Raw genomic sequence first — 13,372 nt, 5'->3', positions numbered from 1 at the left:
GACATTTCCCAAAAAAACTCGCCATAAAAAAGCACTGACAACTTAAATGGAAAAGTCGTCAGTGCTTTATAAACGTCTATTTGGTATACACGATTTTTTTAATCGTCTCGGTAGACAAAAAGTATTCCTCCGCTAACTGAGAAATAGCCGTCCCGGCCCGAAAGCTGCTTTTAATAGCCGTATTCCGCTCATCCAGGAGCTTTCTCCCGCCGGTGCGCGTCCCCCATTTTTGATGGGTTACTTTTGTCTTTGGAATATAGATGGTTTCTCCTTGCACGTACTTTTGAATTTCCGCGAGTAACGATTCAGGAAGGATTAAGTTTGCTTTTACACATTTCATTTCTGCTCGCTCCTTATTTATAGATAGGCAAATAAGGGGCAAAGCCAAGAAATAGGAAATGAGATACGCAAATGAAGGCGATGATTCGTTTAAACGGAAGACCACCTCATGCAAAGTATCGCCTTACTATTTCTAGGCTTTGCATGAGCCGCTGCGGTATGTGGCAAATTGAGTGCATTCGCCATTCGTACACCCCCCTCGAGGTCCATTTTAAAAACGGTGTCCCCCTTTTTTGAAAGGGGCTATTTGAATTATATAAGAAAATGGCCTGTTTGTGTAACGATACCTACAAAAATGACAGAAAGAAAGGCAGATTTATGGTCTGCCCTCTTTTTTATATAACAGGTTTTTGAGCTTAATTTGATAGATTTCAGCGAGAATAAACGGGATATTGTACTTTTGCGAGATTGCCAAGCTAGTTGCTTCAGAATTTTCCTGTAACTCCTTCTCGATAAACCGGAGAATGTCTTGCTTTTTCATTTCCCTTCCCTCCTTCACGGGAGACAGTAAGTAAAGATACATTTAGAGGCAATTCGGAGTGATCGCGATTGCGAATGGGAAATCACCAACCGGAATCCGTGGCAGGATTTCGGTATTGGTCACAATGTTGATCACAGAGACCGTATTCTCATCAATATTTGTCACATAAGCACGCAGACCATCTGGAGTGATCGCAATACGAATAGGACTTGAGCCCACTGGAATTGGAGCCCCAATGACTGTGTTAGTAGCAGTATTAATCACGGAAACAGTATTGTCGAACAAGTTGGTAACATACGCACGGGAACCATCTGGTGTAATCGCGATCCCTCTGGGAGCATCCCCAACCGGGATGGGGTTCTCCGAAACATTGTTTGTGGCAGTGTTAATGACGTAGACGAAATCACTAATCCCATCACCAGCGCCAGTTGTCACATAGGCGTGCAAACCATCTGGAGTGATCTCAATACATATGGGCAACGTACCGACAGTGATTCGTGGCAGGATTTCGGTATTGGTAGCAGTTCTGATTACGGAGACGTTATCACTAAAGGAATTCGTCACATATACACGTGATCCATCTGGAGTGATTGCGACATCAACCGGGTTCGTTCCGACCGGAATCCGTGGCAGGATTTCTTTATTAGTAGCGAGATTGATCACGGAAACATCATTACCAAACAAATTTGCTACATAAGCACGCGAACAATCAGGAGTGATGGCGATACCGAATGGGAAGTCTCCTACAGCGATTCGCGGCAGGATTTCCGTATTTGTAGCGGTGCTGATCACCGAGACAGTGTTATGAAACGAATTCGTTACATACACACGGGAACCATCCGGTGTAATTGCAATTCCTACAGGGTTGTCTCCAACAGGAATGCGAGCTGCCATTTCCGTGTTCGTTGAAGTATTAATCACGGATATGGTATCATCATTCGGATCGTCTCCTGAATTTGTGACATAGGCAATAAAGATAGGGGAAAAGGAAGTGACCTCAGAGATAAGGATCACGTGGCTCGCATCTAAAATGAGGATGCCTTTTTCAACATTTGTCAAACGCCCTTCGATAGGTTCACAGCATCCTCTAATCATTAAGGATATGATTTGTCCAATACAGTGGACAAGTTTTTTACGCAGGTTTTGAAAACCAATTGTTTCGGGAGTGGAGCAGCGAGAGTGTCCCTTTACTTTTCCTGTTTTTATCTCCACTTCCTCAGCGTATACATAGATTTTGTTGTCTTCCCTTTCTTTTCCTTTCTGTTTCTTATGATGTTCCACGTATAACCCTCCCTTTAACAACATCGTTAACACAGTTTATGAAAGAGAGGCTGCTTTGAAATGGATGATTGACAAGTAACAGAAGCACAAATGGCAGGACGTATTTTTTCTCTTTTCCATTCAGAAAAATCATGAAGTGATAAAACATTTACAGTCCATGGAAACTGCTATATAGTTACAGTAATGAACGTGAAAAGAGGTTTTGATTGAGTATGATGAAACTGATAATCGCTAAGTAAAATTCGAATGAATTTTATATGGGAAAAGGTCAAATGAAGGGCGCCCCTTTGTTTCTTTTTTTATACCTTTTTTCAAAAGCGATTAGAAGGCATTGTATCTCATTTAAACAAATTTCACGTTTGAGCACGGTATCTATTCTGTTCGGGATAGGTATCTTCATCACAACGATTAATTTGACCATGAGAAGAGAATTCTTCTTGTGGTCTTTTTTATTTGGAAAGAAGGGATTGCTGAAGAGGAATGAATGATGACAAACAGCACAAACAATGGAATGGGAGGTTTTTACATGGGTGAATATCGATTGATTAGCGACTACAAGCATATCGAAACATACAAGGAAAGCTTTAATGACCTTGCCAAGCAGATCTTTCAGCTCGATTTTAAAGAATGGGATAACAAGGGTTTTTGGAACGCCAACTATGTTTGCTATTCCTATTTGGATGGGGAACAGGTTATTGCGAACGCTTCTGCCAGTAAGATGCTCGTGACATGCAATGGGAAAGAGTATAAGGCACTTCAGATCGGAACGGTCATGACGCATCCTGCCTATCGCAACCAAGGCTTGGCAGCGAAATTGATGAATCATATTCTTGAAACACGTGAGAAGGAATACGATTTTATATATTTATATGCCAATGATACCGTGCTCGATTTTTATCCGAAGTTCGGGTTTGAGAGAGCACTGGAAAGTAGTTTTCGTTTATTGGCGTCCGATCTGAAAAAGCAAGTGGGACAAAAATCGGTCTTGCGTAAGCTGGATGTCGATAATGAGGCTGATTTTAATATTATGAAGGAATTTGCTGCTAAAAGAATCCCCGTTTCATCGAGACTAGGCGTGAAGGATAGCGAGCATCTGTTGATGTTTTACTTTTTGCTTGTTTTTCGGGATGCGATCTATTATCTCGAAGAGGAGGATGTGATTGTCTTATTTGAACGAGAAGACGACCAACTGCGTGTATTTGATCTTGTAAGCAAAGAACCAGTTGATATAGAAGCGGTCATCTCTCATTTGGTAACGGCTGAGACTTCAAACATTCAATTTCACTTCATGCCGGATAGTGAGAATAAAAAGATCCAATCTGCATGGATGACAACGACCGATGATGTCTTATTTGTTCGACCCTCGTTAAAAATAGAGGCAGAACATTTTCGTTTTCCGCTTACTTCACACGCATAGAAGGTTTGAAATGACGCGTCAGGTGAAACAGTAAAAATAGAAGAGAAAAGCAGGCATCCAGGGAAGGATGTGAGGGAAAAGCATGTGCGGTCGTTTTACTCTCGTAACGAACTTGGAAAAATGGAAGGAACGGTTCCAAATCGAAGTCATTCCATTTGATGCAAAGCCACGGTACAATATTGCACCGGGTCAGTTCATTCCAGCGATTATTGCAGATCGCGGCGAACGGCGTATGGGTCAGTTGAGATGGGGGCTAGTACCGTCGTGGTCTGCCGATGAGAAGAGCAGCTACAAAATGATCAATGCGCGTTGCGAGACATTAAATGAAAAGCCAGCATTCAAACAGCTTTTCGCCCGAAAGCGATGCATCCTTCCTGCCGACAGCTTTTATGAGTGGATGAACACCATTTCAGGGAAACAACCGATGCGGATCATGTTGAAAACCGGGGAACCATTCGCTTTTGCTGGCCTGTTTGATACGTGGACGAATCAAGAGGGAGAAAAAGTACATACCTGTACGATTGTTACGACAAAGGCGAATGAGCTCATGGAGAATATTTATGAGCGAATGCCTGTCATCTTAAAGAAAGATGGCGAGGACTTATGGCTTGATCGGGAGAAGTATGATCGGTTGCAGCTCCAGTCACTGTTTACCCCCTATGATTCCAGCGAGATGATGGTGTATCCGGTATCTACCAAAGTGGGCAGCCCCAAAAATGATGATCCTTCCTGTATTGAAGAAGTAGAGGTCGGCTCTTTGCTTGAAGATTAATCCTTTCGTAGGAGATGAACTCTTTCACGTAATTCCTGTTCGGTTAACGATTCCAATTGCAACAAGGCCTCATATGGATCACTACCTGGAATATGAAAGTATCGAGCAAATGCAGGCTCGGTTTTGATGCCGCTTTGCTTCAGAGCTCTGATGTGTTGGTATGCATCCATGCCCCCTATTTCTAGCAATCGTGCTTCGATGTCCATATGACGATAGGCATTTTGCTTTTCGACAGCTAACGGTTGAGCAAACAATTCAAACCAAAAGTCAGCTGTGAAAAAAGAGATAACGCACGTGGGAATACTTTTTATATCTAGTTGAGTCACTTCAAATCCAGGCAAACAGCCAAACGCTTTACGAACAACCTGCTCAAACTGATGCAAATCATGACTCTCGCAAATAATATCCAGATCACTTCCTACAACGTCAATGTTCAATGGGATGGTTCCGGCAAGCACTGGACGGTAATCGGATAGTACTTCCATGATGTGCGTCTGTTGAATTGCTTCCAACGCCGCTTTTTGGCGCGATGTTCCTCTGCCCAGGTAAGAGAGATCATGCCAATTTCTCATGGGACAACCTCCATGTCTAGTTTCTTTTAAAATAGTTTAGACAAAAGTGAATAAGTACGCAACGAAATCGGTAATCACTCGTATACCTAAATGAAGGGAGTGTAGTGGATGGAAATATTTTTGTGGGTCGTAGTTGTGTTATTGTTCTTGCTTAGCATCGCAGGAATTTTCTTACCCGTTTTACCTGATACGATCTTGCTGTGGGCGGGCTTTTTACTCTATCACTTTTTTATTGCAGATCCGGGAGCGGGATTGCCGGCATCCTTTTGGTGGGGAATGGTCGTTCTAAGCATTCTACTTTACGGTGCTGACTTGCTGACGAACATGTACTTCGTGAAAAAGTATGGGGGGTCAAAATGGTCGTCCATTGCCGCTGCGGTCGGAATTATCCTCGGGATTTTCGTGTTTCCACCGTTTGGTATGCTGATCTTGCCGTTTGTATTCGTCGTTCTCGTAGAGTTAATGGTGCAGAAGCAATCGATGGAGCGAGCAGTGAAAGCAGGGGTAGGTTCACTGATCGGATTTTTGGGCAGTGCGGTCGTAAAAGTCATCTTGCAAGTTACGATGATCATCTGGTTTTTTATCGCCAGATAACATATAGAAAACGAAAAGGACAGCCGAGGCTGTCCTTTTTTACGTGGAAACTAGTGAATGAGGCGATAGACACCGATGACTTTACCGAGAATGGTGACATGCTCCAGAATGATCGGTTCCATTGTGGCATTCTCCGGTTGGAGTCGGAAGTGGTTCTTTTCTTTGAAAAATCTTTTGACGGTCGCTTCGTCTTCTTCTGTCATGGCTACGACAATGTCACCATTGTTCGCTACGTGTTGTTGGCGAACAATGACGTAATCTCCGTCGAGAATTCCGGCATCAATCATACTGTTCCCGGAGACACGCAGCATGTAGACCTTGTCTGAAGTCACGATATTGTCTGGAAGCGGGAAGTATTCTTCCACATCCTCAATGGCTGTAATCGGTTGTCCAGCAGTTACTTTTCCGATTACGGGCACACGGACGACAGAGTCTTCGAAATTGTCTTGAAAACGATCTTCATCTGATAGCAATTCGATGGCGCGAGGTTTGGTAGGGTCTCGACGAATGAGGCCTTTTTTCTCTAAACGTGCCAAATGACCATGTACCGTTGAGCTGGAAGCGAGTCCGACAGCCTCTCCAATTTCACGTACAGAAGGCGGATATCCTTTATCACGAACTTCCTTTCGTATGAACTCGATGATGGCTTGTTGTCTACTCGATAATTTTGACATAGAAAGACACCCCTGATTTCTCGAACATATTTTCCTATATTATACCATGGGAGCTTGCGTTCGACAAACATAAGTTCGATTCATTGTTGACATGAACATACGTTCTCATTTATTATGAGTTTACAAAAGGACAGAACGTATGTTTGTAAGGGGGCCATTATCATGAATTCATCGACAGTACGTAATCGTTTCGAGAAAAAAGAAGAACGTCGTGTTCGTTTTGGTATCACGAGAGGTCAAGCTCTCTTGTTTCTTATTACATTTATTCTCTTTTTTTACTTGTTGACCGAACTAGTGTTTGCTTCTTCGCCAATGGAGGAGCCACAAGGCATTGAGGTAACCGTACAATCCGGAGATAGCCTATGGTTGTTAGCCGTTCGCTACTCAGATCAGCATACAGATGTTCGTGACTATATCATAGAAATCAAGGAAGCGAACGGTTTGGATAGCAACAGGATTTACCCGGGTCAGACTCTGATCATGCCTGATATGCCGTAAGTGTTCGGCTGTCTTGCGGGATCATTCGAATGTGGTATAATGAAGCGGCACTACTACAGAGTGGGAGGAACCAGCAGTGGTATCTGACGCAGAAATTAAACGCATTAATGAATTGGTCAAAAAATCTCGCGAAGAAGGTTTGACTGAAGAAGAAAAGCTCGAACAAAAAGCATTGCGCCAAAAGTACATTGACGCCGTTAAGCTTTCATTGAGAGCTAATTTGGATTCCATCCGTTATGTGGAAGACCTTGAAGAAAATAAGCCAAAACAGTAAGATAACAATTACTGATACGACAGACATCCTCGCTTGACGCTAGGGTGTCTTTTTCTGTGACATACATAACGCTTTGATTGCCAGGGAGGGAAAGCGATGGCGTGGATAGCTGTAGCGGTTGGAGGAGCAGTTGGCTCTCTTTTGCGCTACCTATTGTCTTTGCTTGCGAATCAGCCGGGATGGCCATGGGGAACCTGGATCGCCAATGTTTGTGGATCGTTGATCATCGGCATCTTGTTCGTGCTGGGGAAAGAACGTGGCATATTATCTCCAACACTCTATCTCTTATTTGCAACGGGGGTCATGGGAGGATTTACGACTTTCTCTAGCTTTTCCTTGGAAGTGGTCACTTTTTGGGGAGAAGGCCACCTGTTGCGTGGCACTTTGTACGCTCTTCTCAGTTTGGGAGTCGGGCTACTTTCTTGTGCGGTTGGAATATGGCTGGGTAGGCAATGGTCCTGATACGTTCAATGGACACGATACATGTGAGGGGGAATGAAGGTGAGTACACAGCATCGTGATTATGAATGGGAACAAAAAAAGCTGGATGAAACAATTTCGGCGATTGACGAAGAAATGGAGCAGCTTCGCAATGATATTCGCGAGGCGACAGATGACTATGTGAAACAGGTCGTTAACTATAAAAAGGCAAAGGATTTGCGTTACCTGGAAGATCAGGGGCGAGAGAAGCCTTATTTCGGCAGAGTGGACTTCTTGAAAGATGAGATCTACGAGCTGGATCAGGTCTACATAGGAAAACGGGGAATTGTACGCAGCGATACGTTTGATTCTGTCGTCGTGGATTGGCGTGCGCCTATCGCCAGTCTTTATTATTCCGGTGAGAGCAAAGACGCGTTTTATCGAATGGGACGAGAGATCGTGCGAGGTGAAGTTCGCTTAAAGCGTAATTTTGCGATTGAAGACGGTAAGATCGTCGGCATCTATGATGGAGCGGTAAAAGAAACGATTAACCGCGAAATGGGGCATCCTGACGAGTTTTTGCAAGAGGGCTTCATTGATGAATTTTTGGCAGCCAATCTGAATCAGGCGAACGATAGCAGGCTAAAAGACATCGTCGCTACGATTCAATCCGAGCAAAATGATATTATCCGGGCGGAAAAAGAACGGCCCATCGTTGTGCAAGGAGTAGCGGGGAGCGGAAAAACGACCATTGCGCTGCACCGACTCTCCTATTTGATATATAACTATCAGGATTCCATGATGTCCAAAAAATTCATGGTGTTCGCACCAAACCGGATGTTTCTTACCTATATATCCGAGGTTTTGCCTGAGTTGGGAGTCGATGACGTTCAGCAGTCTACCTTTGTGGATTGGGCAGCGCGTCTCGTGAAACCTCTGCTGCCAAAAGGATGGAGAATCGTGAGTCCGGATAAGCCTCTGCAATTGTTCTTTGAAGAGGGGCAGGATGAGCGCCAGCAAGAAATGACGCGAAACAGGCTTCGCTTCAAAGGATCGCTCGCTTGTCGGGAGGCGCTGGAGCAATATATCCGGCATATCGTCGAAACGAGAATTCCTTTTAAGAAACTCAGCTTTTTATACAATAAAACGAAACAAGTCTTTTCCATTCCGGGTGATTTTATTCGCCAATGCTTCCTGGAGCAATTCGCCAATATGCCGTATCATCGACGGGTAGAAGCTCTTCGTAAGCATTTGAAACAAGAAATGAACAAGCAATTATTTGCCCATTTGCGAGAACGAAAAGTCGATTTGGACAAAGAAGGCTTGTACAAATTCGAGAAAATGCTGGAGCAAATCCTGGATACGTACCTGACTTCATTTCCAAGACTGGAAATTTTCGCAGCTTATCGCGAATTGATTGCTGACGAGGAATTGCTGCGCAAGCTCGTACCTGCTGATATTTCAGACGAAGTGGTGCGTGATGTGACGCAGTCAAGTGCTGCGCTGTTTGCAGAGGAGAGATTGGAGCCGGAAGATATCGCTCCACTGCTATACTTGCAGCATATTGTTGAAGGAATGAATAAAGCGGAGCATTTTGATCATACGGTCGTGGATGAAGCACAAGACTTGAGTGCGTTAGAAATAGCCGTCATTGCATTGGCAACCAAGCGAAACTCGCTCACAATCGTGGGAGATATTGCGCAAGGCATCCATAGCTACCGGGGGATTCATGCCTGGGAAGAGTTGACGAAGGGGATTTTTGCCCAGCTGTTTCCTTCCTATTATACGTTGTCGCAAAGTTATCGTTCGACAATTGAGATCATGCGCTGCGCCAATGAAGTGTTGCGGCAAATTGAATTGCCCGAGACGGTATTGGCAAAACCGGTTTTGCGACATGGTGAAAAACCAATCATGGTCAAGGCTCGTTCACGAGCGCAACTATGGGAGGACATCTCTTCACGTGTGGCTGCCTACCAGTCGGAAGGCTTCAAAACGATTGCCATTGTAGCGAAAACCATACAAGCGAGTAAAAAAGCCCATAAAGGCTTGCAAGACAAAATAGCTGATCTGACTCTGTTAGGCAGCAAGGATAACCAATTTCCCGGTGGCGTAACCGTCATGCCTGCTTTTTTAACAAAAGGCTTGCAGTTCGATGTGGTCATTATACTGGATGTGGATGCCTATCAAAATAATGAATGGGATGCGAAACTGTTGTACGTCGCGATGACACGTCCGGTCCATCGGCTTGTTATGACGCAGGTTGATGATGTTTCTTCACCGTTGCTGAAAGATTTACCGACAGCGCTGTACACCATGGCTACTGACGAATAAGAATCGACTCATCAAAGAAAACCCTCTGCCTGTAAAAAGCAGAGGGTTTATCTGTACAATCTTAGTGGTCGCCTGTGTTGCCTTTGGAAGGGTTGGTAATCACAAAACCTTCTTGCGGCAAGAAGAGGTAATCAATGACAACGCCATCCAGTAATGGCTCATCTTTTTTCACGATCACATCGATCTCTTTGTCAGTCGAGATCACCACATCTTCTTCTGTTGGCTTGTCCAGAGCGAGTCCGTAGTGGGCATGATCACCATGAGCGTGAGTAATATAAACGCGCAGTTTCAATTCTTTGTCTTCTTCTTGCTCGATAATTGGAGCCAATTGTTTGGCAGCGTTACGAGTGATTTTTAGTTTCACAGGTCAAATCCCCTAACTGTATGTAAGTTACCCTTCCATCTTAGCAAGAGGGAATTCAGGATGCAATGTTGAAAGTGTTACGACATGTGTAGAGAATGACAACGGGGTGGAAGGAGAGTCATCTATGAAAATTGATTTGCGTAGTGATACCGTTACGAAACCAACCGAGGAGATGCTTCGGGCAATGGCGGAAGCGGAGGTTGGTGATGATGTTTACCGAGAGGACCCAACTGTCAATCGTTTGGAAGTAATCGCGGCTGAAATACTCGGAAAGGAAGCGGCTCTGTTCGTAACAAGTGGCACGCAAGGCAATCAGGTCGCTGTTTTGACACACTGTGTCAATGGAGACGAGGTCATTGCGGAAGCGGATTCGCACATTTTTTACTATGAAGGCGGCGCTATGTCGGCATTAGCCGGCGTACAGACAAGGACGCTGGTTGGCGAACGGGGTGCTTTGCGTGCTGAAGAGGTAGAGAGGGCGATACGGGGCAACAATATCCATTTTCCTCGCACAAAATTGATCTGTCTCGAAAATACACATAATCGCGCTGGAGGGGCGGTAATCTCTGTCGCGCAAATGAAGAGTGTTTATGCTATCGCGCAAAAACAAGGTATTCCCGTTCATTTGGACGGTGCTCGTCTCTTCAATGCAGCTGTCGCCCAAGGTGTTGCAGTCAGTGAGCTAAGCGCTTTTGCCGATACCGTTCAGATTTGTTTGTCGAAAGGGCTGAGTGCTCCGGTTGGTTCCATTTTGGCTGGGGATCGTGCGTTTATCGAGGAAGCGAGATGGTGGAGAAAAAAATTAGGAGGCGGGATGCGTCAGGCAGGGTATTTGGCAGCACCGGGCATCATCGCTTTGACACGGATGACCGAACGATTGGCAGAAGACCATGAACGGGCACAGCAATTGGCAAAAGGCTTGCGCCAGCTATCGCTTCAGGTCGAGCAAGTCGAGACGAATATCGTGCTGGTAAATACAGACTCGATTGGACAAACAGCTGTTGGCTTCTTGGAACGTTTGGAGGAAAAAGGAGTGCTCGCTGTTGATTTTGACGAGTATGTCATTCGCTTTACGACGCATCGACACATTACCGATCAACATATCGAGACCGTCGTTGCAGCAGTCGAGCAATTATTGGAAAAGGTGTAATCGTTTCAACCGCCTGTAGCCAGTCGAAGGGAAGACTGGCTTTTTCTTTTTCTTAAAACCGAATTCAAAATAATTAGACAATTTGTACAAAATAAGAGTCTATACACGATCTGTTTTTCGCCATACCGTCTGATTTGTTTCGTCTGCACTTGCGTTATCATGGTAGTGTGATAAAGCAAAGGCGTTTCCTGGTGTATGGAATCGAATGGAATCAAAGGGGATGGTCTCGATGAGAAAGAGGATAAGCTTTATTTTGAGCAGTTTCTTATTACTTCAAGTTTTAGCGGGATGTAGTACAAGTGAAACGGGGGTAACGAACAAACCGAATGAGCAGGCATCTCAACCAACGAAGCCAACGGGAAAAGAGATGGTATTGAATTGGAATGCTGACGGTGGAGAGCCTCCGACAGCAGATCCCGGACTAGCTTCCGATGGCACTTCCTTTGATGTGATTACTGCCTGTTTTGAAGGACTGACTCGCTATGGACCGGATGGGAAAATAGCCAACGCGATTGCCGACAGTTATACGGTATCCGAGGATTTGACGACGTACACGTTCAAATTGAAAACTAATGCGCAATGGAGCAACGGAGATTCGGTAACCGCCCATGACTTTGAGTTCGCCTGGAAAAGAAATCTCGACCCCAAGACAGCGTCCGAATATGCCTATATGCTTTATTTCATTAAAGGGGCAGAGGAGTTTAACACTGGGAAAGGATCACATGAAGACGTAGGGGTAAAAGCACTAGACGATTTTACATTAGAGGTCAAGCTCAATTCGCCAGCTCCGTTTTTTTACGAGCTGACGGCTTTCCCGACACTGTTTCCTTTACATAAAAAGACCTTGGAGGCACATCCGAACTGGGCAGCTTCTCCAGACAACTACGTAGGCAACGGCCCATTCAAAATGGAGCTGTGGGAGCATAAAAACAAAATGGTCCTTGTGAAAAACGAGAAGTATCATGACAAAGATGCCGTGAAGCTCGACAAGATCGTCTGGAGCATGATTACTGATACCAACACCGCTCAAGCGTTGTTTGATTCTGGTGATTTGGATTGGGGAGGGCATCCTACCTACGTGTTGCCCGTCGATGTGATCCCTGCTTTGCAGGAGGAAGGAAAAATCGTGATGGCACCATATCCGAACACGGTTGCAGTTACCTTTAACACAACGGTGTCCCCTTTTACGAATAAAAAGATTCGACAAGCCTTCTCGTATTCGATCCAACGGCAGCCTCTTGTAGATGGAATCGTGCAGACAGGGGTGCCTGCGGCTTTTGCGTGGGTTCCGCCCTCGATGCAACTCAGCGGAAATGACTATTTTCAAGAGGATGTAGACAAAGCCAAGCAGTTGTTGGCTGAAGGGTTAAAGGAGCTGGGGCTTTCGACATTGCCTGACGTGACCTACACATATGGTTCGGGTGACGATCGTCAGAAAAAACTGGCTGAAGCTCTTCAGGATCAATGGAAAAGAAACCTGGGTGTAGATGTGAAAATCAGTGGCTTGGAGGAAAAAGTTTTTTTACAAAACAAGCGCTCCAAAAACTATCAATTTGCCTACCGAAATTGGGGTGCTGATTTTAACGACCCTATCAATTTCCTGGAAATTTTCAAGGATAAAACAGTGGGCACGAACGACGCTGCTTGGGAAAACGACAGATATAGAGAGCTAATCGTCCAAAGTTACTTGGAAAAAGACCCGGCGAAGCGTAATGCGATCATGCGTGAGGCAGAGAACATCTTAATGGAGGAAATGCCGATTGCCCCTGTGTATTATGGTGCAAGACCGTATATAAAAAACGACAAAGTCAAAGGATTCTTGATCAACCCGTTTGGTGGTAGAGACTTTAAATATACTACCATCGAACAATAAAAAAGAGTCTTGCCGTATCCGGAAACTTGGAGAGCGGCAAGGCTTTTTTTGGTTCCGTTCGGTTGACTCACTTGTGTGTAATTCAGACCCGCCAATGAAATACTATAGCTATCCAACATAGGGGAAAAGAGGGATGGATATGATCTCGGCCAAAGAGCGAGAACGCATTCTCAATCAAATGAAACGGGATGAGAGCAAGATTGTCAACATCGTCCTAAACGATTCCAATCAGGTTGCGGGCGAAATTGAAAAAGCCAACCACCAAGGCATTTTCCTGGTGGATGGCCGGTACTACGGGTACGAGGACATCAAAGAAATCAATGGCTCGTAAT

The 13,372-nt window shown here is 44.8% G+C and carries 16 protein-coding genes; 10 read left to right on the top strand and 6 right to left on the bottom strand.

Annotated elements, in window-relative coordinates; translation table 11 throughout:
• Positions 1–76 precede the first annotated feature (76 nt).
• From HP567_RS19645 to HP567_RS19635, 3 genes are all read right to left on the bottom strand, one after another.
• Entirely contained in the window at positions 77–340 is a 264-nt protein-coding gene (locus HP567_RS19645; protein WP_007718970.1) for a CD3324 family protein, read from the bottom strand.
• Positions 341–655: 315 nt separating this feature from the next.
• Complete coding sequence (locus tag HP567_RS19640) at positions 656–820, bottom strand: hypothetical protein (RefSeq protein WP_173607908.1); 165 nt, start codon at positions 818–820, stop codon at positions 656–658.
• A gap of 42 nt (positions 821–862) precedes the next feature.
• Entirely contained in the window at positions 863–2,101 is a 1,239-nt protein-coding gene (locus HP567_RS19635) for a YncE family protein (RefSeq protein WP_229088082.1), read from the bottom strand.
• A gap of 526 nt (positions 2,102–2,627) precedes the next feature.
• Here HP567_RS19635 and HP567_RS19630 point away from each other — a divergent pair.
• Together HP567_RS19630 and HP567_RS19625 are read left to right on the top strand one after the other, a co-directional pair.
• Complete coding sequence (locus HP567_RS19630; RefSeq protein WP_173607907.1) at positions 2,628–3,518, top strand: GNAT family N-acetyltransferase; 891 nt, start codon at positions 2,628–2,630, stop codon at positions 3,516–3,518.
• Between the two features lie 82 nt (positions 3,519–3,600).
• On the top strand, positions 3,601–4,290 hold the full coding sequence (locus tag HP567_RS19625) for an SOS response-associated peptidase (protein ID WP_173607906.1): 690 nt from the start codon (positions 3,601–3,603) through the stop codon (positions 4,288–4,290).
• Here HP567_RS19625 and HP567_RS19620 read toward each other — a convergent pair.
• Positions 4,287–4,862, bottom strand: coding sequence for a DUF4269 domain-containing protein (locus HP567_RS19620; protein ID WP_173607905.1), 576 nt, complete (start codon positions 4,860–4,862; stop codon positions 4,287–4,289). The two genes, HP567_RS19625 and HP567_RS19620, sit on opposite strands and share 4 nt — an antisense overlap.
• Positions 4,863–4,970: 108 nt before the next feature.
• Between HP567_RS19620 and HP567_RS19615 the strand changes: the two genes are divergently transcribed.
• Positions 4,971–5,456: a DUF456 domain-containing protein gene (locus tag HP567_RS19615; protein ID WP_088907929.1), complete on the top strand. Its 486-nt coding sequence runs from the start codon at positions 4,971–4,973 to the stop codon at positions 5,454–5,456.
• A gap of 50 nt (positions 5,457–5,506) precedes the next feature.
• On the opposite strand, the gene lexA is transcribed toward HP567_RS19615, so the two are convergent.
• Positions 5,507–6,130 carry a transcriptional repressor LexA gene (gene lexA, locus HP567_RS19610; protein WP_007718939.1) on the bottom strand — a complete coding sequence of 208 codons (624 nt, stop codon included), beginning with the start codon at positions 6,128–6,130 and terminating at the stop codon, positions 5,507–5,509.
• Positions 6,131–6,292: 162 nt separating this feature from the next.
• Between lexA and yneA the strand changes: the two genes are divergently transcribed.
• The 4 genes from yneA to HP567_RS19590 all read left to right on the top strand — a co-directional run bounded on the left by yneA (position 6,293) and on the right by HP567_RS19590 (position 9,653).
• Positions 6,293–6,628: a cell division suppressor protein YneA gene (yneA, locus tag HP567_RS19605; RefSeq protein ID WP_173607904.1), complete on the top strand. Its 336-nt coding sequence runs from the start codon at positions 6,293–6,295 to the stop codon at positions 6,626–6,628.
• A 76-nt stretch (positions 6,629–6,704) separates the two neighbouring features.
• Positions 6,705–6,902 carry a DUF896 domain-containing protein gene (locus HP567_RS19600; protein WP_007718933.1) on the top strand — a complete coding sequence of 66 codons (198 nt, stop codon included), beginning with the start codon at positions 6,705–6,707 and terminating at the stop codon, positions 6,900–6,902.
• Positions 6,903–6,998: 96 nt separating this feature from the next.
• Complete coding sequence (gene crcB / locus HP567_RS19595) at positions 6,999–7,364, top strand: fluoride efflux transporter CrcB (RefSeq protein WP_173607903.1); 366 nt, start codon at positions 6,999–7,001, stop codon at positions 7,362–7,364.
• Positions 7,365–7,403: 39 nt separating this feature from the next.
• Positions 7,404–9,653 carry a HelD family protein gene (locus tag HP567_RS19590; RefSeq protein ID WP_173607902.1) on the top strand — a complete coding sequence of 750 codons (2,250 nt, stop codon included), beginning with the start codon at positions 7,404–7,406 and terminating at the stop codon, positions 9,651–9,653.
• Between the two features lie 61 nt (positions 9,654–9,714).
• On the opposite strand, the gene HP567_RS19585 is transcribed toward HP567_RS19590, so the two are convergent.
• Positions 9,715–10,017, bottom strand: a complete 303-nt coding sequence (locus HP567_RS19585; RefSeq protein ID WP_015891593.1) for a HesB/IscA family protein — start codon at positions 10,015–10,017, stop codon at positions 9,715–9,717.
• A gap of 124 nt (positions 10,018–10,141) precedes the next feature.
• On the opposite strand from HP567_RS19585, the gene ltaE reads away from it, so the two are divergent.
• The 3 genes from ltaE (at position 10,142) to HP567_RS19570 (ending at position 13,371) form a co-directional block, all read left to right on the top strand.
• On the top strand, positions 10,142–11,167 hold the full coding sequence (gene ltaE, locus HP567_RS19580) for a low-specificity L-threonine aldolase (RefSeq protein WP_173607901.1): 1,026 nt from the start codon (positions 10,142–10,144) through the stop codon (positions 11,165–11,167).
• Positions 11,168–11,396: 229 nt separating this feature from the next.
• Entirely contained in the window at positions 11,397–13,040 is a 1,644-nt protein-coding gene (locus HP567_RS19575; RefSeq protein ID WP_173607900.1) for a peptide ABC transporter substrate-binding protein, read from the top strand.
• 133 nt (positions 13,041–13,173) lie between these two features.
• Positions 13,174–13,371 carry a hypothetical protein gene (locus HP567_RS19570; RefSeq protein WP_047067647.1) on the top strand — a complete coding sequence of 66 codons (198 nt, stop codon included), beginning with the start codon at positions 13,174–13,176 and terminating at the stop codon, positions 13,369–13,371.
• Position 13,372 lies beyond the last annotated feature (1 nt).

It is taken from the genome of Brevibacillus sp. M2.1A, from assembly GCF_013284355.2.
In the GTDB taxonomy this organism is placed as follows: Bacteria; Bacillota; Bacilli; order Brevibacillales; family Brevibacillaceae; genus Brevibacillus.
Note: the sequence above shows the minus strand (reverse complement) of the source record. Positions and strands in the feature narration are given on the sequence as shown.